This is a genomic window from Halomonas sp. DP8Y7-3 (assembly GCF_019801675.1).
GTDB classification, from domain to species: Bacteria; Pseudomonadota; Gammaproteobacteria; order Pseudomonadales; family Halomonadaceae; genus Halomonas; species Halomonas litopenaei_A.
On the sequence record NZ_JAHVIO010000009.1, the window covers coordinates 551,336 to 571,611 of the forward strand.

Annotated in this window: 15 protein-coding genes; 6 read left to right on the plus strand and 9 right to left on the minus strand. The window is 58.4% G+C overall.

The features are described from left to right. The first annotated feature begins 133 nt into the window (after nt 1–133). Nucleotides 134–739, plus strand: coding sequence for a TetR/AcrR family transcriptional regulator (locus KUV86_RS12150; protein ID WP_222484930.1), 606 nt, complete (start codon nt 134–136; stop codon nt 737–739). Between the two features lie 264 nt (nt 740–1,003). Here KUV86_RS12150 and KUV86_RS12155 read toward each other — a convergent pair whose 3' ends face one another. Together KUV86_RS12155 and KUV86_RS12160 are read right to left on the minus strand one after the other, a co-directional pair. After that, a complete protein-coding gene (locus tag KUV86_RS12155) occupies nt 1,004–4,192 on the minus strand; it encodes an efflux RND transporter permease subunit (protein ID WP_222484931.1) in 3,189 nt (1,062 codons plus the stop codon). Further along, on the minus strand, nt 4,189–5,571 hold the full coding sequence (locus KUV86_RS12160) for an efflux RND transporter periplasmic adaptor subunit (protein WP_222484932.1): 1,383 nt from the start codon (nt 5,569–5,571) through the stop codon (nt 4,189–4,191). The genes KUV86_RS12155 and KUV86_RS12160 overlap by 4 nt, the downstream gene beginning before the upstream one ends. Before the next feature lie 215 nt (nt 5,572–5,786). Between KUV86_RS12160 and KUV86_RS12165 the strand changes: the two genes are divergently transcribed. Further along, nucleotides 5,787–6,767, plus strand: coding sequence for a LysR family transcriptional regulator (locus tag KUV86_RS12165; protein ID WP_222483977.1), 981 nt, complete (start codon nt 5,787–5,789; stop codon nt 6,765–6,767). Nucleotides 6,768–6,834: 67 nt separating this feature from the next. Here the strand turns inward: KUV86_RS12165 and KUV86_RS12170 are convergent, their stop codons facing one another. Both KUV86_RS12170 and KUV86_RS12175 read right to left on the minus strand, forming a co-directional pair. Next, the gene (locus KUV86_RS12170) at nt 6,835–7,806 is read right to left on the minus strand and encodes an alcohol dehydrogenase catalytic domain-containing protein (protein ID WP_222484933.1); all 972 of its coding nucleotides are present in this window, start codon (nt 7,804–7,806) and stop codon (nt 6,835–6,837) included. Further along, nucleotides 7,793–8,764, minus strand: a complete 972-nt coding sequence (locus KUV86_RS12175) for a TIGR03571 family LLM class oxidoreductase (protein WP_222484934.1) — start codon at nt 8,762–8,764, stop codon at nt 7,793–7,795. Before KUV86_RS12175 ends, KUV86_RS12170 begins: the two co-directional genes overlap by 14 nt. A gap of 447 nt (nt 8,765–9,211) precedes the next feature. Here KUV86_RS12175 and KUV86_RS12180 point away from each other — a divergent pair, with 447 nt between their 5' ends. After that, nucleotides 9,212–9,583, plus strand: coding sequence for a YkvA family protein (locus KUV86_RS12180; protein WP_222484935.1), 372 nt, complete (start codon nt 9,212–9,214; stop codon nt 9,581–9,583). 180 nt (nt 9,584–9,763) lie between these two features. Here KUV86_RS12180 and KUV86_RS12185 read toward each other — a convergent pair whose 3' ends face one another. Further along, nucleotides 9,764–10,831: a zinc-dependent alcohol dehydrogenase family protein gene (locus KUV86_RS12185; protein WP_261397622.1), complete on the minus strand. Its 1,068-nt coding sequence runs from the start codon at nt 10,829–10,831 to the stop codon at nt 9,764–9,766. Nucleotides 10,832–10,966: 135 nt separating this feature from the next. Continuing rightward, entirely contained in the window at nt 10,967–11,875 is a 909-nt protein-coding gene (locus tag KUV86_RS12190) for a LysR family transcriptional regulator (protein WP_222483971.1), read from the minus strand. 217 nt (nt 11,876–12,092) lie between these two features. Between KUV86_RS12190 and KUV86_RS12195 the strand changes: the two genes are divergently transcribed. Then, the gene (locus tag KUV86_RS12195) at nt 12,093–12,806 is read left to right on the plus strand and encodes an enoyl-CoA hydratase/isomerase family protein (protein ID WP_222484936.1); all 714 of its coding nucleotides are present in this window, start codon (nt 12,093–12,095) and stop codon (nt 12,804–12,806) included. Nucleotides 12,807–13,099: 293 nt separating this feature from the next. After that, nucleotides 13,100–13,522: a DUF3617 domain-containing protein gene (locus KUV86_RS12200; protein ID WP_222237522.1), complete on the plus strand. Its 423-nt coding sequence runs from the start codon at nt 13,100–13,102 to the stop codon at nt 13,520–13,522. A gap of 229 nt (nt 13,523–13,751) precedes the next feature. On the opposite strand, the gene KUV86_RS12205 is transcribed toward KUV86_RS12200, so the two are convergent. Continuing rightward, the gene (locus KUV86_RS12205) at nt 13,752–14,429 is read right to left on the minus strand and encodes an enoyl-CoA hydratase/isomerase family protein (protein ID WP_222484938.1); all 678 of its coding nucleotides are present in this window, start codon (nt 14,427–14,429) and stop codon (nt 13,752–13,754) included. Nucleotides 14,430–14,591: 162 nt separating this feature from the next. Between KUV86_RS12205 and KUV86_RS12210 the strand changes: the two genes are divergently transcribed. Beyond that, a complete protein-coding gene (locus KUV86_RS12210) occupies nt 14,592–15,584 on the plus strand; it encodes a GlxA family transcriptional regulator (protein WP_222484939.1) in 993 nt (330 codons plus the stop codon). Nucleotides 15,585–16,193: 609 nt separating this feature from the next. Here KUV86_RS12210 and KUV86_RS12215 read toward each other — a convergent pair. Both KUV86_RS12215 and KUV86_RS12220 read right to left on the minus strand, forming a co-directional pair. Beyond that, nucleotides 16,194–17,186, minus strand: coding sequence for a hypothetical protein (locus tag KUV86_RS12215; RefSeq protein ID WP_222484940.1), 993 nt, complete (start codon nt 17,184–17,186; stop codon nt 16,194–16,196). Nucleotide 17,187: 1 nt separating this feature from the next. After that, nucleotides 17,188–19,581 carry a hypothetical protein gene (locus KUV86_RS12220; protein ID WP_222484941.1) on the minus strand — a complete coding sequence of 798 codons (2,394 nt, stop codon included), beginning with the start codon at nt 19,579–19,581 and terminating at the stop codon, nt 17,188–17,190. Between the last annotated feature and the right edge of the window lie 695 nt (nt 19,582–20,276).

The following is a 20,276-nucleotide window of genomic DNA, read 5'->3' on the forward strand; positions in this document are numbered from 1 at the left end:
TGGCCGCCAGCAGACCGTGCTGAAAGCCGTTCCGGCATACTCTAGCTATACCTGAGCGATCACTCAAGATAAAATTTGAGCGAACACTCAATTTTCTGAAGGTCAGCCACTGACCGGGAACATCGGATTCACCATGCCGCGAGCCACACTGCATAATCGCCAGGACTCACTGGAACGAGCGCTGCACCTGTTCTGGCAGAAAGGCTTTCATGCGACTTCGCTCAAGGATCTGGAACGGGTGCTCGACATGCGTCCTGGCAGCATCTACGCCACCTTTGGCAGCAAGGATGCGCTGTTTCAGGAAGCCCTTGAACGCTATGCCCGTCTGGCCCTGGTAGAGCTGGAACGCATCATGGCCGAGCACCCGTCACCGCTATCCGGGCTTGCCGCCTATTTGCGCAAGCTGGGAGGCCTGCGTGACAGCGAAGTGCCCAGCCGCGCCTGCATGTTGATGAAGAGCCTGCTGGAGCTGGGCGAGCGTGAACAGGTGGCGTTGTCCAAGGCGGAGACCCTGCTGGTGGCGATGGAGCAGCGCTTTGTCGAACGTTTTGAAGCAGCGCGTGAGGCCCAGGAGCTTCCCGCTGGGGCTGATCCGGTGCGCCTCGGCCGCCGGATGCAGGCCGAAGTGATGGGACTGCGGGCCTTTGCTCAGCGTGATGTCGACAGCGCTGCGGTGCACGCCCTCGCCGAGGATATGGCCGATGCCATTGAAGCCCTGCGCCAGGATCGTCCGCACTGATCTATCCTTCCTGATTCAGTCTTCCTGAGCCGGTCTTCCTCATACATCCTTGCTGATTCATCCTTTGTGGGCCGCCTCGCCGAGGTGGCCGGCATGGGCTTTCGTGGGCGCGCCGCCAGTTCTGTGTTCCCCTTGTCCCAAGCCTTACCTGTTTACCGTTGTCGGCGATGGACCAAAAAAGCCCCGGCTGGGGTAGGCCGGGGCAAGAGGGCTGTCATCGAAACAGCATTGGAACTCGTTGCAGTGCTCGCGCACTGCGCGCGGTCAATGATGAGGGGCATCGCCCTCCAGTGCGGGAGCGCTGGGGCTAGCGTTGGCGCGCTTGCGTTCCACCATGCGGCGCACGCCAACGTAGAACAGCGGAGTCAGCAGCAGGCCGAAGACGGTGACGCCAATCATCCCGTAGAACACCGCCACGCCCATGGCCTGACGCATCTCGCTGCCGGCGCCGCTAGCCAGCATCAGCGGGATAACACCCGCGGTGAAGGCCACCGAGGTCATCAGGATCGGACGAAGGCGCAGGCGGCAAGCGGTCAGCACGGCGTCGAGGCGCGACTGCCCCTGGTCCTGCTGTTCCCTGGCAAACTCCACCAGCAAAATCGCGTTCTTGCAGGCCAGCGCCACCAGCACGATGAGTCCGATACGGGTGAAGATGTTGTTGTCTCCCCCGGTCAGCCACACCCCGGCCATGGCAGACAGCAGTGTCATCGGCACGATCAGGATGATCGAGAAGGGCAGTGACCAGCTCTCGTACTGGGCCGCCAGCACCAGGAACACCAGCAGCACCACCAGCGGGAAGACGTAGATCATGGTGTTACCTGCCAGCACCTGCTGATAGGTCACCTCGGTCCACTCGTAGTCCACACCGGAAGGCAAGGTGTCGGCCAGCACTTCCTCGATGGCCTGCTTGGCCTGATCGCTGGACATGCCGGGCGCGGGTGAGCCGTTGATATCAGCGCTGACGAAGGTGTTGTAGTGCATCACCCGGTCAGGTCCCGTGGTGGGGCTGACGTCGACGAAGCTGCCCAGCGGGATCATCCGACCGTCGTTGCTGCGCACCTTGAGCTGACGAATGGCCTCGGCATCCAGGCGATATTCGGCATCGGCCTGGGCGCGTACCTGATAGGTGCGGCCAAAGCGGTTGATGTCATTGACGTAGAGCGAGCCCAGATAGATCTGCAGGGTGTCGAATACCGCATCCAGCGAGACATTCATCACCAACGCCTGCTCGCGGTCCACCTCCACGTCAAATTGCGGCACCTGTATCCGATAGCTGGAGTACACGCCGGCCAAGCGCGGATCCTGGTTGGCCGCTGCCACGACCGCCTGGGTAGCGTCGAACAGGCCGGTGAACCCCACGTTGCCGCGGTCCTGCAGCTGCAACTTGAAGCCTCCTGTGGTGCCAAGTCCCAGAATCGGCGGCGGCGGGAAGACCGCCACATAGGCCTCGTCGATCTGGCTGAACTGGGCGTTCAAGCGAGCCGCAATGGCGCTGGCAGACAGCTCCGGCGACTGGCGATCCTCGAACGCATCCAGCGGGGTGAACACGATGCCCGAATTCGAGGCATTGACGAAGCCGTTCACCGATAGCCCAGGGAAGGCCACGGTATGGGCGACACCCGGGGTCGACAGCGCAATCTCCTGCATTTCGCTGATGACCTCACTGGTGCGCTCAAGGCTTGCTGCGTCAGGCAGCTGGGCCATCGCCACCAGATACTGCTTGTCCTGGGAGGGGATAAAGCCGCCCGGCACTTCCTGGAACAGCTTGCCGGTCAGACCGAGCAGCGCCAGATAACCGAGGCCGACGATCAGACCGAAGCGCAGCAGGCGGCGAATCAGACCTGTATAGCCCCGCGACATGGCGGCAAAGGCACGGTTGAACGGGGCGAACAGCCAGCGTCCGAACAGACCATCGATCACCCGGGTCAGCCAGTCCGGCTTCGCCCCATGCGGCTTGAGCAACAGGGCCGACAGCGCCGGTGACAGGGTCAACGAGTTGAAGGCCGAGATCAGCGTCGAGATGGTGATGGTCAGGGCGAACTGCTGGTAGAACTGGCCCGTCAGTCCACTGATGAAAGCGGTCGGCACGAACACGGCGGTCAGTACCAGGGCGATGGCAATGATCGGACCGGTCACTTCACGCATGGCGATCTGGGTCGCCTCGTAGGGGGAGTGGCCGAGCTCGATGTTACGCTCCACGTTCTCCACCACGACGATGGCGTCATCCACCACGATGCCGATGGCAAGCACCAGTCCGAACAGCGACAGGGTGTTGATCGATACCCCGATCAACTGCATCACCGCAAAGGTGCCGATCAGCGAGACCGGTACCGCGATCAACGGGATCAGGGAGGCGCGCCAGGTCTGCAGGAACAGCACGACCACGACCACCACCAGCAGCACCGCCTCGAGCAGGGTGTGGACCACCGCCTCGATGGAGCCGCGCACGAAGACGGTGGGGTCATAGACGATGTCGTAACCCACGCCATCGGGGAAGGCCTTGGCCGCCTCGGACATGTAGTCGCGCACGCCATCGGACAGCGCAATGGCATTGGAGCCGGGGCGCTGGAAGACCGGCATGGCGACCGCGTCCTTGCCATCGAGCTGAGCGCGCAGGGCATACTGGTCAGCCCCCAGCTCGACCCGCGCCACGTCACCCAGGCGCGTAATGCGGCCATCGTCGTCCACGCGGATCACGATGTCGCGAAATTCCTCCGGTGACGACAGCCGTCCCTTGACGTTGAGCAGGCGCTGGAACTGGCTCTCGCTGGGCGCCGGTTGTGCGCCCAGGCTACCCGCCGCGACCTGCTGGTTCTGCTCGCGCAGGGCGGCCACCACATCGCTGGCGCTGAGGCCACGGGAAGCCACCGCGTCAGGATCCAGCCACACCCGCATGGCATATTCGCCGGCGCCGAACAGCTGCACATCACCGACACCATCGAGGCGAGCGATATCGTCCTGCAGGTTCAGCCGCGCGAAGTTCGATAGCCACAGCTGATCGTAGCGACCGTCGGGTGAGGTCAGGTGGACCACCATCGTCAGGTTGGGAGACGACTTCTCGGTCGTCACCCCCAGGGCCTGTACCTCCTGGGGCAGGCGGGGTGTTGCACGGGCAACACGGTTCTGGACGTTGACCTGGGCCTGGTCCAGGTCGGTGCCGAGAGCGAAGGTCACGGTCAGCGTCAGGTTGCCATCGGCGGTGGATTGGGAATCCATGTACAGCATTCCCTCCACCCCGGTGATCTCCTGCTCCAGGGGCGTCGCCACGGTCTTGGCGATGACTTCGGGGTTAGCGCCTGGATAGTTGGCCTTGACCACGACCGTGGGCGGCACCACCTCGGGATACTCCGAGATCGGCAGCTTGACCAGCGCCAGGCTTCCCGCCACCACGATCAGTATCGACAGGACCGCCGCGAACACCGGACGGCGAATGAAGAAACTCGACAGATTCATGAACGCTCCTGTGCTTCGTCGCCGCCAGCGGCACTGTCCGCGGCAAGTGCGTCAGCAGGGCCCTTGGCGCTCGGCGCTGGCTGTGTGTCCGCAATCTCGCTGGACGAACCGCCCAGCCGCTGGGCCAGGCGCTCGGTGCGCTGGCGCAGCTGTTCCAGTGTGGAGCGGTCAGGCCCGTCGATGACCTGGGGAGACACCGCCATGCCGGGGCCAAACTTCGACGGTCCTGCCGCGACCACCGGCTCGCCACCCTCCAGGCCTTCGGTGATCTCGCGCCAGGCGCCGAAACGGGCACCGGTGGTCACCTTGCGGTAGGCAAGGGTGCCGTCATCGCCAGCCACCAGCACAAAGTTGGCGTCCAGGTCGGTGCCGATGGCACGGTCGGGCACCAGCACACCCTCGCGGTCACGTGCAGCGGCGAGTCTCACCCTGGCAAAGGCGCCGGGACGCAGGGACGGATGCGCCGCATCGAAGCGGGCACGCACTCGCAGGGTGCCGGTGGCTTCATCCACCTGGTTGTCGATGAAGTCGAGCTGGCCCTCGAAGGCAAACTCATCCTGGCCAGCGAGCTGCAGCTCCACCGGCCAGCCCTGGTCGGCTGTCACCGCCGCGAAGTCGCGATTCCAGGTGCGTTCATCGATATCGAAGTAGGCGTCGACCTGGTCGGTGCTGACAATCGTGGTCAACACGCTTTGCCCGGCGCTGACCACGTTGCCCACGGTCAGGTCGGCACGCGAGACGCGCCCACTGATCGGCGCGGTGACCTCGGCGTGTGCCAGGTCCAGGCGCGCGCTGTCGAGCTGGGCCTGCAGGGACGCGACCTGTGCACCCTGGGCCTGGGCGCCTGCCCGGCGTGCTTCGGCTTCCTCGCGGGCCATCAGGTTGCGGCCAACCAGCTGATTGGCGCGATTGGCCTCGCCGTTGGCCCGGGCCTGCTCTGCCTTGCCTCGGGCGAGCTGGGCTTCCAGCTCACGCACACGTGCCTCGAAGGGGGCCAGGTCCAGGCGCACCAAGGGCTGTCCCTGTTCGACCAGGCTGCCTTCCTCGAACAGAATGTCGGCGACCTGGCCGGTCACCCGGGGACGCAGGGTGACACGCTCCGGTGCCTCGAGGCGCGTGGTGTAGCGATACCAGTTCGAGACCGGCTGGCGCACGGCCTCGACGACCTCGACGGCGGGGGCCTCGCTGGCCGCGTCTGAGGCGTTCTGGTCCGACTGGCCCTCGCTGGGCTGGCAAGCCGCCAGCAACAGGCCAAGGCTGGCCATCCCCAGCACCCCGATAAGCAGACGGCCAGCAGAGGGAATGCTGGCACTGGGCAGGGTGCGAGAGATAGATTGCGACGCCACCTGGGGGTCGCGCGGGGGGCTGAGATGTGACATCTGGCGACTCCTCGAAAAAAGGTTGGCCAGTGTAATCGTTGATTGGGGGTTGTATTAGACCGGTTGGTCGCACATTATTGTTGCCACATATGCACGGTTTTATGCTGAATCAATCGCCCCCACAGTCTCAGGCCGAGATCCCAGCCCCGAGATCCCAGCGCCGGGACCTCAGCCCCGGGACCCCTGCTCCCAACCCCCACACGAGGAAAGACACGATGGACCAACCCAGCCGACTGCTGCTGCTGGTAGACGTAGCGGAACTTGGCAGTTTCTCTGAGGCGGCAAAGCGGCGTGAGCTGGATCGGTCCGTCGTGTCCAAGCATATCGCGAGGCTCGAGCAGGAGCTGGGCGTCCGCCTGCTCAATCGTTCTACCCGCTCGCTGTCGTTGACCCAGGCAGGCTTCGCCATGGTTCAGCAGGGCCGCGAGCTGCGGGAATGGATGTATAACACTCAGGCGCTGGCAGAGAACCTGCAGCAGGCACCCAGCGGCAGGTTGAAGATCAGTGCTCCCGGCATTCTTGGTCGCTGCCTGGGCTTCGAGGCCATGCGTCGCTTTCGCGAACACTATCCCGACGTCGAAGTGGATCTGCAGCTGGAGGAGCGCCGGGTCGACGTGATCGGGGAGGGCTACGACCTGGTCCTGCGAGTGGGGGATATTCAGGACTCGACGCTGGTATCCTCGCCGCTGGCACCGAACCATCTGCTGATTGGTGCAAGCCCGGAATTTATCGAGCGCCATGGAGAGCCCCGCGATCTCGCCACACTGTCGCGGCTGCCCGCGCTGACCTTCAGCTCCCTCGAGTTTCAGGTGGACTACCTGCCCTATCTGGACGAACAGGGACGAGAGCAGAAGCTGCCGCTCAACAGCCAGATGCGTACCAGTGAGGCGGAAGTGGTGAAACGGGGCGTGATGGCTGGGATGGGCATTGGCGTGCTGCCAGCCTTTGCCATGAGTGATGAGGTCAAGGAGGGCAAGATCGTGCCGCTGATGACCGACCTGCCGCTACCGGCCTTTGGCATCATCACCTTGCTGTATCCCCATCGCGAGATGCCGCTGCGGACCCGGCGCTTTATTGAGATTCTGCGCGAGATGGTCGGCACGCCCCCCAAGTGGGAGGCGTATATCCCAGGCTTTGCCGAGATGTACGGCAAGGCGGCCGGACCCCTTGGCCCAGTGGCGGACCGCTCCGCCTGACCGCACCATCTGACTGAGGCGGGCGACGCTCTGTCGCCAGCCCTTGCGCCGCTAAGCCGTCTACTGCCTAGCCGTCTACGCGGATGACCAGCTTGCCTGCCTGCCGCGGGCCGTGCTTGAGCTCGCTCAGGCGGATCGGCAGCGCATCAAACTCATCCACCGCCACATCGGACAGCGACAGGGCGCCTTCGGCCACCTGGTTCAGCAGTGTCTCTCCAGCGTTGACCAGCGCCTGCCAGTCCTGGTCGGTGCCGGTCATGTGTAATGCGCCCAACGCCACCTCATGCTGGGACAGGGCACGCTCGAACGGCGGCGCCACTGGGCCGTCCAAGCGGTCCTGTACACATACGACATGGCCATTGGCGCCCAGATGCTGTGACAGTTGGCGGGCGTGCTCGCCGTTCACGGTATCGATGACGGCGAAGAGCGGTGCCGTCAGCTGATGGGGTGAGCTGATGGCCTCGTCGGCCCCCAGGGCGTACAGCAGTTCATGACGTTCGGGAGAGGACATGGCGATCACGTGGAAGCCACGCGCCTTGGCCAGCTGCACGATGATACGCCCCACACTGCCTGAGCCGCCGGACACCAGCAGCTGCGCACCGGTCGTGTCGGGCAGCTTTTCGATGGCCTGCCAGGCGGTCAACACCGGGCACGGGAACGCCGCCGCGGTGATGAAGTCGATACCATCCGGAAGCCGCATGACCGCACGGGCGGGCAGCCTGAGTCGGGTGGCAAAGGTGCCGGGCCCGGCCAGTGAGGTGTGTACCGCAATACGGTCGCCGGGTGCCAGGTGGTCGACGCCAGGGCCGGCGTCAATCACCACGCCGGCCGCATCGACACCGGGAATCTGACCGGGCTGCCACAGGCGACTTTCCATGGCGATGAATTTCCAGTCGACCGGGTTCAGGCCGATGGCCCTGGTATCGACGATGACCTCACCGGCCTCGGCGGGGCGCATCTCGTGATCTTCCAGGGTGAGGGACAGCGGCTCCCCCGGCTCGTGCCAAGTCCAGGCCTTGAAGGTGTCATGCTGGGGCATGGGTAACATCCTGTTGCGTTGTAGAAGACGACGACGCCTCAGCGTCGTGGTGAAAGGTGGGCAGTACCTCGGCAGCCAGGCGCTGCAGGGTATCCTCGATCGGGGCCTGGGTGCGCCGCAGGTTAAGCCCGATGTGGTTGACACCTGCAGCCTGCATGGCCGTCAGCTCTTGAATCAGGCCCTGGCTGCCGACCCGCAGGCCGAAGCGATGTCGGCGTGGCGGTTCCTCAGGGTTCTCGGCCAGGTCCAGGTGGATGAAGCTGACGTAGGGCTTGTCGCCGGCCACCCTGCGCCACAGGTCGACTCTTCGAACGTGGTCGTCGGGGGTGCCTGGGTAGGCCAGCCAGCCGTCCATGTGCTGCCCGACCCAGTCGGGGCGCTGCTGAGCCAGACCGGCGACCAGCAATGGTGGCTGCTCTGCCTCCGGCAGCAGGGCCTGTCCCGCGTCAAGGCGCTGGTCGGCATCGCCCTTGAGCACCGCTACCGCATCGCGAAAGGCCTCACCTCGCTGCTCGAACGGCACACCGAACAAGGGGTATTCCACCGGGCGGTCTCCGCTGGCGACGCCCAGCAGCAGGCGGTTGTGGCTGAGGTGTTGCACGCTGGCAGCGGCCTTTCTTACCAGCCACGGCATGCGCAGCGGCAACACGGCTGCCGCGGTACCCAGCAGGGTCTGCCGGGTAGATGCCGCGAGATACCCCAGGTACGTGAACAGCTCGAACACCTGGCCGGCGTCACCGAAGCTGGGGTCGTAGAGGGGAACATCGCGCAGCCACAGCGCGCGAAAGCCGAGTTGGTCCGCCAGCTGGGCGCGCTCCAGGTGAGCGCTCAGATCCGGTACGCCGAAGGGGCGACCGTCCCGTCGTCTCGACGCCTCGCCCGGCTGGCTCCAGTCGTTATCCAGGGGGAGCTCAAGACCAATGGTGAGAGGCCCCTGGGTCAAACGTTGCAAGCTCATTGTGGCTCCTGCCTTATGTAAGGCATCAACAGAAGGGTCATGGCACGAGTGTGCTGTCGCAAGCTGACGGGAAAAAGGCACCTGGAGCCGAAACACTTTTTCGTTTGCGACAACAATCTATCCGGGGTTAAGGAAGATCGCGCTATGCTGGCGTCATACTGGACCCTAGGTAATGGATGAGCCCTGGGCGGACGCAGATCGATGCCAGTGCCCGCCCAGCAGACCCATTGAAGTCGCCGCGGCAGTCCTGCTTCACTAAGCAAGCGCTGCATACCTCTGCCGAGCGGTGCCCGGCGCCCGCGGGGCAGACCCCACAGCCCATGCGGTACAGGTAAGGCATGCAATGGCGTGCCATCCAGCGACTCGTCCAGGCAGGCATTGACGCAGTGCTGGCTTGGCTCACGGAATGAGGCCAGGCTGCCGGTAGCTGATCAGGAGGTTGATGAGATGAATGACAACACCAGGCAAGAAGTGATTCTGGCCGATGAACCAGATCACGCGGAACACTATTCGGACGAACGCTTCTGGGCCAAGGTCAGCCGTTATGCCAAGGCCGCTGGCGAGGTCACCCTGTCACGGGCGCTGACGCTGTACTACGCCGCTCGCGACAAGGACACCCCGGTGTGGGCCAAGACCACCATCTATGGGGCGCTTGGCTACTTTATTTCCCCCATCGACGCGCTGCCGGATCTGACCCCGCTGGTCGGCTACACCGACGACATGGGCATGCTGGCGGTGGCGCTGATCACCGTGGCCTCCTACGTCAAGGAAGAGCATCGACAACTGGCGCGGGTCAAGCTGGCGCGGTGGTTTTCCTAGAGCAAGAGAGTGGAGCGGTGACAGGACAGGAGCCGGGGTTGGCCCCTGCGTATGCTGCACAGGTCGCCACTCGCGTTTGCCATAGATAAAGGGCTCGCCTGATGGCGAGCCCTTTGTCTTTCAGGACGCAATAATCGCGCCGTGGCCAGGCATGGATGGCCGGGGCACCTGGCGAGGCGATCAGGCGTCGCTTTCAGCGTCCAGCTCTACCACCACCTTGCCCACGGCCTTGCCGGAGGTGAGATGAGCATACGCCTGGCCGACATCGCCAAGGCCAAAGCGGTGGTCATCGACCAATGGGGTCAGTGCACCGGCATCGATGATCTCGGCCAGGCGCGCCAGGATCGTGCCATGAACCTCGCGGCCGACATTGTGAATCATCGGAATCAGCATGAAGATCACGTGCAGCGATGCGCCCTTGAAGTGTGCCGCCGACATGTCCAGTTCTGCCAGAGACAGGGTAGTGGTCACCTGGCCATTCAGCGCTACGGCATTGAAGGAGTTGAGCAGGTTGCTCCCCCCGACAGTATCGAAGATGACATCGAAACCGGCGCCGTCGGTGTAACGCTGCACGTAGTCCTCGACGGACTGTTCCTTGAAGTCGATGGCGGTCGCGCCGAAGGCCTCGATCTGGGCCAGCTGGGCGGCGCCAGACCCGGTGGCGAAGACCTCGCAGCCGAAGTGCTTGGCCAGTTGCACTGCCACATGCCCAACGCCACCGGCGCCGCCATGGACCAGCACCTTGTGGCCGTTACCTGCGCCTGACCGCGTCAGACCCTCGTAGGCAGTGATCGCCACCAACGGCAGTGCTGCTGCCTGGCGCATGGACAGGCGATCAGGCTTGCGGGCAATCAGCCGAGCATCTGCCAGCATGTAGTCCGCAAGGGTGCCTTGCAGATCACCCAGGCCGCCAGCGCAGCCGTAGACCTCATCCCCCGGTGCAACGTCGGTGACGCCTTCGCCGACCTCGACCACGGTACCGGCGAAGTCCATGCCGAGCACGGCGGGAAGGGCCGGCGCGATGGGCAGCTCTTCCTGGCCGAGCTGCCGGATCATGGTGTCGATAGTGTTGACGCTGGTGGCGCTGACGCGCACCAGCACGTGACCCGGTGTCACCGTGGGGCGCGGCAGGGTCGCCGGCTCAAAGGGTGCGTCGAGGCCGTAGCTGTTGAGGACCATGGCGTGCATGGTGCTGGTGGAGAGGGTGCTGGTGGAGAGGGTGCTGGCAGAGAGAGTAGTTGCGGACATGGTGCGACTCCTGAGTCAGGGGTTGAGTTGCTGCTCAGAATGTCCGAATCGCCACGGCAGAAAAACGCCATGAGGCCGGAATCAGTTTCTTCCATTTCGCGAAGCTGGCCCGTGACGACATAGCCCGCGCCGTCGTTAGCGCTCCCAGACCGGCGGGTCGCCGATCTTTTCCAGCAGAAAATCGATAAACACCCGGACCTTGGCCGTGACCACGCTGGACTTTGGGTAGACCAGCCAAATTGCCGATCGATCGTCCACTTCGTAGTCCGGCAGCACGCGAATGAGATTGCCCTGGTCGAGGTTGTGGCGAACGCTCCAGAGCGCATGCATGGTGATGCCGACTCCCGCCACCGCGGCGTATCTCATGCTGGCGCCGTCATCGCAGTACACCCGCGGCTTGATCCCGGCGGGGGGAAAGGTGTGAGGGGTTCTGACGCCATGCTTGGCCAGCGCGCGGGGCGCCCCGTCCTGGAATACCAACAGGCTATGTTCGGCCAGTTGCTGGGGGGATGTGGGCACCCCGTAGCGCTCCAGATAACCGGGGGAGGCGCACAAAATACGGCGATCGTCGGCCAGCTTGCGCGCCTTGAGACTGCTGTCCTCGATGGGATAGTTGCGCAGGGCCAGGTCATAACCGCCCTCGATCAGGTTCATCTGGGTATCGGAGAGTCGGAGATCGACGCTGATGCCCGGATAACGTTCCAGAAACTCCGGGAGGATAGGAGCAATGTACTGCTGGGCGAAGGTGCTGGAGGCTGCAAAACGCAGTCGGCCGACCACGTCTTCGCTGTCCTTGCCAAGCACCGCAAGCCCGGCATCGGCCTGGGCCAGCATTTCCCTGGCAAAAGGCAGAAAGGCGGCGCCTTCCGGTGAGAGCGAGACCTTGCGGGTCGAGCGGTGCAGCAGGTCGGCCCCCACTTGGGTTTCCAGCTTCGACAGTCGAGCACTGGCTACGGCGGGGGCGATTCCCAGCTGACGTCCGGCTGCGCTGATATTCAGTGTTTCTGCCGCCAGGACAAACAGGCGCAAGCCGTCGGTATCCATGCGCTGACTCCTGAAAGATGAGGGGAGGGTATTATCGCGCGGCTTCAAGCGTTTACATCAAGTGCTCTGGCATTATATAGAAAACCTAAATTCTGAAAGCGGAAAGTAGCTATTCTGCTTGGTCCAACGGCGCGCTAAGTTGGCTTAGACAACGACGACAACAGAACAGTATCGCTAAGCCAACATCGCCAAGCGACCATGCCAGCGGAGACACCCCATGCGCTACCAGAAGCTTGCCACCCTAGATGTTCAGATCGACGACGCCATCGCCTGGATCAGCTTCAGCGATGCGCCCACCGAACACTCCAGTGAGCTGGCACTGGAAGAGTTGACCACAGTGGTACAGCAGCTGGAGCTGGACGTCACTATCAGCGTCGTGGTGTTTCAGTCGCGTCATCCCGATATTTTCAACGCCCAGATTGGTGGCAGCAGCTGCCAGAAGCTGGATGGAAAGTTCAACGTCCGCAATGAATACGCCTATCAGGACTTCAAGGCACTGTTGACCCGTATTGGTCAACTGCCCCAGGTGACCATCGCCCGGGTAGAAGGGATTGCCCGTTACGGTGGTCACGAGCTGGCCATGGCCTGTGACAGTTGTATCGCTGCCCGAGGCAAAGCCCGCTTCATGCCGATGGAAACCGCCATGGCGGGTCTCCAACAGAGTGACGCGCGCGATTCATTGGCATCGATCTATCTCGGCGCCTTCGGCCGTGACTACGGCGTCGGCCAGGTAGCCCTGGGCACCCGTGACTATGGTGCCGATCAGGCCGAGTACCTGGGAATGGTGCAGCGTGCGCTGGACCCGCACGAGGTGGGAGCCTACGTCGAGGAAACCGCGACACGCATGGCGCAGTCCCACACCGCCAAGGTGGCCTCCATGCTGAGCCACGTCATCGCTCCAGCAGATGCCGCCGCCGTCAGCCTGGCATAAGCAGGCCCTGAGTAGCCCCTGAGTAGCCCCTGAGCAGGCCCAGAGAAGGCGCGGTCGAGCTAGCCGTGTGATCTGCCGAACACGGTGTTCACAGTGTCTTAGGGAAACGCTGAATACATGTTTCGAGCGATGACAGGTCGATCGCTGCCGGAGCGGAAAGACCGGAGTTTTCATGCGGTAAAACAAGGATCTTTAGCACCCCCCAGCAGTCGAGATGTCGAGCGCCGTAAGTTATGCAGTGTGTCCTTGGCGTTGATAGGATACTGAGCTTCACTTATCGACAGGATGGATCCATGTCACGTCACCTTCTGCTTGCGACACTGCTCGTTGCCGTATCATCCACCGCCCTGGCTGCAGATCTCAAGCCGGGCCAGTGGGAGATCACCCAGAGCATGGAAGGCGCACAGCTGCCCGCCGAGATGACCGAAGAAAGAACCACTACCCAGTGCATGACCGCAGAAGAGTCCGATGACCTGGCCGCCACCATGCGCAAGGACTGGACCGAATCTGGCTGTGAGGGCATCACCATCGACCGTGATGGTAACTCCATCGACGCCCAGGCCTCATGCACCGCGGGTGCACGCAGCACCAGCTTCGATGCGGACATCACCCTCCACAGCGACGAGCACTTCGCCAGCGTGATCGACATGGATAACGGCCAGCAGGTCACCATTCATCAGGAAGGCCGCTGGTTGGGCGAAAGCTGCGAAGGCTGATTTGCGCGAAGCATTGATCAACTGAAGCCGTAGAAGAATCGCAGTGAAAGGCGTGCCTAGGGGCGCGCCTTTATCGTTTGCTTGGACGTAGTGCGGGAGTTATCTCGACGGTAGTCCTGCTCGATTGACTGCCAGGTGTCCCTTTCATCCTTGGCCCCGGGTTCTCCCCATATCGAAGAGACAGCCCAGGGGAGGGGATTGTTCGCCTCAATGTTGCGTGTCTGACTCCCTAATGCTCTTTGGATGCCGTCCTGCGAACCACCGCCGCATTGATTTCTTCCACTTCCTGGTCAATGCGCTGGTGATTTTCATCGCCGGGATGCAACCAGTCCTTTATGCGCCGAAGTATGATGGGGCCCTTTGATGCGAAGTCTCTTGCGCGCTCAAATGCCCGTTCTTGAAGCTCTTCAGGCGGCGATAGCTCTGCGACGAGCCCCCACTGATATGCCTGTTCACCCGTGAAGGCCTCTCCACCGAAGATCAAACGCTTGGCACGCGGAAGCCCTATGGCGCGCTGAAGCAGCATAGAGCTTGCCGCCTCGGGAGCGATGCCCAGGGCGACAAAGGGTAGCTTGAACGTCGTTTCAGCGCTTGTGACGACCCAGTCAGCATGAAGAAGCCAGGTGACGCCTATTCCCGCAGCAGAGCCATGCGCAGCGATGACTAGCGGCTTGCGCACGTTGGCGATGGCATGCAAAAAACATGGCACCGGGTCTTCGGGCTGTTGGGGCCACTCCTCGAAGGCTTTCAGGTCATGACCTGCGCAGAAGCTCTCACCATTGCCTGTTACCACAATGCAGAGCACATCATCCCGTTGTTCGGCATCCTTCAGGGCTGCGGTAAGTGAAGTGAACATCGGCATGGTGATCGCATTGCGTTTTTCAGGCCGGTCAATACGTATGTGCATGATGCTGTCCTGGACACTGCACTGAATGGCTTCGCTTCGCTCCATGAGGAAGGGTCCTGTTCCGGTAGATGGGATACGACGGTGGTCATCGACATTGGACAGGCCTATGGCATCCACATACAGTGTGTAAAATGACATAAAGTATGCGATTTACGACATCCTATGCCCCACGCAGCCATTCTCACTCTTGATCAGTGCTATGCATCGACTGCGGCGGGCTTTGCCGACATCCTGAATGTGGCAAATTCCCATCTGCGTCTCGCTCAGGCGCCGGTGTCGGCTTACTTTCACTGGGACTTTGTCTCAGCCGCGGGAGGCCCCGTCACCGCGAGCAATGGCCTTCCTTTGCAAACGCATCCGCTGGACACACGGCAGCATTATGATCTGGTGTTCGTGCCTAGCGTTTTTTATGGCGGTTCGCGTGAGTTTGATCACTTCCTCGCACAGCAAGCGGGGGCAAGTGAGTGGCTGTTGCAGCAATGGAAAGCAGGGGCCTGGGTGGCAGCCAATTGCACCGGTACGTTTGTTCTTGCACAAACAGGCCTGCTGAATAAGCGAGTGGCCACTACCACATGGTGGCTTGAGCGCCAGTTTCGTGAGAGGTTCCCAGAGGTGGACCTTCGGCTTCAGTCCGTAGTGACGGAAGATGATCGCCTGATGTGCGCAGGCGCCTCAGCGTCGTACTTGATTCAGACGATACGTGTTATCGAGCGCTGTGCCGGACCTGTTCTCGCATCGCAATGTGCGAAGACCATGCTGATAGATGTGAGTCAGGTGAGCCAGATTCCCTACCTCCCCTTGCTGGCGAGGAAGCAGCACTCAGATGCTCTGGTAAGCCGGGCTCAGCAGTGGCTGCAACGCCATATGTCGAAACGTGTGCGGATGACGGATCTTGCAAAAGCACTTGCTGTCAGCGATAGAACGCTGATCAGGCGCTTTCGCGCCGTCATGAACCAGACACCGCTGGTCTACCTGCAGGAGTTGCGACTGGAAACAGCCCGCGCGCTCCTCGACAGCAGCTCCCATAGTGTTGAAGAAATTGTGGTTCAAGTTGGCTATAGCGACGTGAGCTCATTTACGAGGCTATTTCGCCAACGCGTAGGACTTAGCCCTGGGGTCTATCGAGAGCGCTTTCATATGAAAACAGAGGGGTGAAGGAGGGCAATGCGCCCCTTAGCAGGAAGTGACGCAAGACGACTCTATAGTCTTCAGCACCATGGCCTTGATGAAGGCGGTAGTACATCAAGCTCGCTGTCTCTGACATCGCACAGAGCACTCGAATGCCGTATGACAGCCCAGAGCACAACTGTCTGAGCAGTGTGGTTGGCGAAACATCAACACGTGATAGGAGGATCGCTAGTGAGCGTGGGCCGTGAAGTGATGCTGGGTATTCAAGAAGTAGGCGATGGCGTCTCTGCAGGATTCAATAATTGGTCATAAGGTGTTGATTCTAAAGTTTTTTATTCGCGAAGGCTACTCTTGGTATACCACCTTCTATACCACCTTCCCCCAACACACGGCAGTGCATCAACGCCTTGGTAGAGAGGGTTTCGCCCTCCAGTCCTCTCTCGGCCAGAAGCGGTCCTTTAGATCATATTGATATAAAGTTTGCCTCGAGTGTGTGCTTGCGTGTCAAGTCAAAAGCACTGATTGTTTTTTATGAAATAAAGAGTTAACAAATGTTGTTATCCGCGACCGCACCGGGACCATTATAAGCATTTATCAGGCTTGCAGAAAACTGCACTGCGGCGCTTAAAACGTCATTTAGCATGTGTAGCAATATTCGATGATTTCGTTGAACCCAACCTCTTCACGCGTCAGTTTCACCTCCAGTTCGTTCAAGTGTGCAACGGTAGGCAATTTATCAGTTGGTGATATATTAACTGAGAATTCAGCGTTGTAACTTTTACCAATCCTAGAAAGCTCACTGCTGAGTTGTTTCAAAATTTCGTCTCTTAGCAATAGTTGGTTTCGACGAAAGCGGATAAGCCGGTGACAAACAAAGAAGTCTGAGAGATTTGACGAGTCATGTACTCTACCGTTCCATCCAGTTTTTCGCGTGGCACGATACAAAGCGCGCTCTTGAATTTCTCTCCAAATACGGAAATCGAAATGGTTAGTCGGATTAGGATTCTCGTGTGTAGCCAGAGGCTGAAACTTGATAGCCTCATATTGGTGTTTATCAATGATAGTAATTGTCCTATTCTGCGTGGATAGCATACGTTTGAATAGTATAGGCATATCAAATCGCATTGTTTTGGCCGCATCTAGGATGCGTATTTCTCTTGGGTGGATTTTATTATCTCGATCCCAGTAACTTTCTCTGCGTGACGGTACCCACTGAATATGCGTGCCCAAGAGGCGAACAACGCCGCCTGAACTGAATGAAGCTATGTGGACTTGTCCATTGTTTTTATCATCGTAAAGAAAGTAGTATGCTCTTCCAAACCAGATTAGAGATTGACCTATTTCCTCAACCAACTTACGTATTGTTCCGTCAATGGAGCGTGGAGCGCATCTCACTTTAGTGTTGCCGATTAGCTTTGTCATGATTTCTTCTGCATTCGATACAATCTCAAATAAATCACCACTTTGCCGGTTTGGCGAGAAAAAAACTGTTGCAAAATCCTTATCAAACATCCGGCGATAGAAGTCTGGCTTCTCTCTTTCGGTTTTTATGAAGAGGCGATCAACTAAACCGATTTCATTTTTACCAAAGTGATGCCAGCGCGAAGGCTCAGCTCTAAAAATCTTCATGTTATTCCTCTTCGCTGCCTTGACGAAACCGGCTGGCAAGGGCGGTGATGTGGTGGTCGATTTTGAAGTCAACTATCTCAAGCTTCGGAATAATATGTTGTGCAAAAAAAAGATGAGAAGGATCTGAAAGTGATATTAGAAACTCTCTCACGATTTTATTTGGGTGATGATTACCTCGCTCCATACTCATTTGATCCCCAAATCCGTCGTGTCTTGCGCGATGTTCGAACGACAACTTCCAGTTAATCCGAATTAGGTCGCGTGGCGACGCACTCATGCTAAAGCTGTAAGGATTTGATATGAGCACCATCCGTTTAAGGTATTGTTGCTTATCAGAAAAACGCTCGATCCAAGCATCGAACCGGGAAAGAGCATTCTCCGACAACTTCTCATTGTCAAAATAGGCTCCATAGAGGATCGCAAACCCCAAGACAGACGCCAAGTCATTAAACACCGTAGAAATTAGATGAAGTCGAAATTCGTCGTTTATTTCAAGGGCTGGATCAATAAATTTTGAATCCGCCGCCAGAAATGCTAAGTATAAAAACATTGGAAGAATTCTGTCCAGCTTGCTTTCATCATTATTTTCAATCGCGCTTATACAAGCTTCGGCCAGTTCGAAGTAAATTTGCCCGAAATGATCGGGGAGTTCATCGTTGTGTTCTAGCCTAAAGATGTGACCCACCATAGCTTCATTGCTGAGTCTATCAATTGCTCCAGCTCGCGCAGAAGCAAGCTGCTCAGACATCTCAGCAATATTAATATCACACAGTGTGTATTGATCCTCGCTATAATGCCTATAATCCTGGTACCTCTCTACTAGGTTAGCGAGCTCATCAAACCAGGATGGAAGTTTCCAATGGCTATGCAAGCTTGCAAGGGCAACCTGTGTTGCGGCCTCTGGCATTTTCAACTGCGCCAAAAAATCCACAAAACCAGGAATCATATTATTGTAAAAGTCGCATACAGTAGGTAGCACTTTTGAGTAGTGCTGCAATAGCTTTTGGACCGCTAGCTGTTGGACGTATTTTGGCTTGGATAGGCGTTGCCCCTCGATATCTTTCTCAAACTCAATCCGCTCAACAATGAAAGCGAGCTCAACTTGCAGAAACGGGGGGAGGTAATGCAGGGAGCTCCTACTCCAATCGTCCGCCTCAAAGAACTGTTTCAGCTCTTTTTCAAAGGTGATCATTCGGCGTAGAGTTTCTAAGCAGAGACTGGCCCCCAGCGCAGCCCATGTGTCTGCTATGCCAATCTTTAGTTTCGTTGACTCATCATCCGCTACGTCGACCGATGAGGTGAAAGCCTGCTCAATTACCTCCTTAAATCTTTTTATTTCCTGAATGCCAACGTCGAAATGAAAGCTTACTGCGTAAGCTGAAAGACGGGTCGAGAAACGACTAATGAGTTTTAACGCAAGATCTAAGTCACCGACTTTAAAGGCAAGCTCAATGTGGCCTGCCAGCCTGTTCACGATCTGCTTTTCAAGCCATCGGTGATCTGGCTTTTCCTCAACTAGTATTTGCTGGCTGCTCATTTGCAACGCCCTAGATGTCACACTATCACCAGCAAAAAACCATTGCTTGTGCCTTTTTCGCCTCGGAAACCAATAGCTCTCCTGGTCGATGGTGTGCTTCTGATTAAGGTAGCGGAGCAGCAATGCTGTATAGGCGTCGCTCAGCGCAGGAAGGTTGTCCTGCAATCCCTCTTTTCCCGCTTTAATACGATCATCAATATAGGAAAGTTGCTCAAGGGCCTGTCGTGCTGCCATCGAATGATGGCTAGCCAAAGAAATTGAGTTCCGAGGGTTTGAGGCACCTTCGATGTGACGAGAAATTTTGGGGAGTATTTCGCTGCGAATTAGCAGATTGAGATCAAAAAAATTGAACAGCCTCTGACCCAAAGGAAACAATGCCAAAGCACTCAATAATGTCAAAATTGTACCGACAATATATACGAATAAGCTGGGTGCGAACCCAAACAAAGGCAAGGCGGTTGCAACTAAACAGAAAATCGCTGTAAGCACCAAAAGTCGAGAATATACACTCCCCACCTGCTCGCTGGTGAGAATTCGGATGATATCTCGGCGAAGCCTGGTGTAGCCAGTACTCAGTATAATGCCAATCGTAGCGAAGTAGATTGAGAATATTGCGGTGAGCAATTGAGCATATAGCCTAAGTTGCTCGATATTGAAATCTCTATCGTCTGCACTAAGTGGTGGGAGCCAAGACTGACTACTCCTGATATAACCCTCTATGAAATGCAGTGCAGTCAAAGCCAAAATGACCCAAAATAGGCTTTTTACTCCGATCCATGCAATGGAGAATAAAATGGATAAGTTTGTCTTTGATTCGGTAGCTGAGACGTTACATTTGTATGCGCTGCGCTCGAACACAAAAGCAATATTCCTTAGCCATGTTCTGAAATGCCAAAACCAAGGCTGGGAGCTCACTAGAATTTTCATTCGATCAATCAAAATGTACTCTCTCTCAGTGCTTTCTACTTACATGCTTTTGGGGACGTGTCTAATTGTGAGATTATGGGTCCACATTCTTGCCGTGAGGGTTGGAAAATACTCCCCCTGTTCGAAGAACATCTTGATTAAAACCTTCCGCCCAGGGCTTTAGCTATGAATGACGAATTAATGCTATGTCAACTGCTATATTGCATCTGCACAGAAATTCCGCTACCGCCCCCTGCTGTGTGAAAACCCATAGGCCGTCTTGAAGATGGCGTTCGTAAGCGAAATCTGGATAGTTTTCTCGCTGTGCAATTACTCTTGAGTGAACGAGAGCACACACTTGCTAATCATTTTTTGACAGCCATAACTTTCCAAAAATATTTTCACACAGCCTCAGCCAAGATCGGCCATTAAAATTTTCATAATATACAACGCAGGACCAAGGTGCTGGGTTGAGTGAAACGTAAATCAGTCGCCTTAAGACATTTGTTAGAGGTTCTATACGACAAGGTATAATCCTCCAGCTAGAGTCGCCGTTCCAATTAGCCTAAGCGACCAGATCGACGATTGGAGCGATGCTGGATCTCGTCCCGCCTTTAAGATCTCGTTCATCGAATCATACTTCCTGA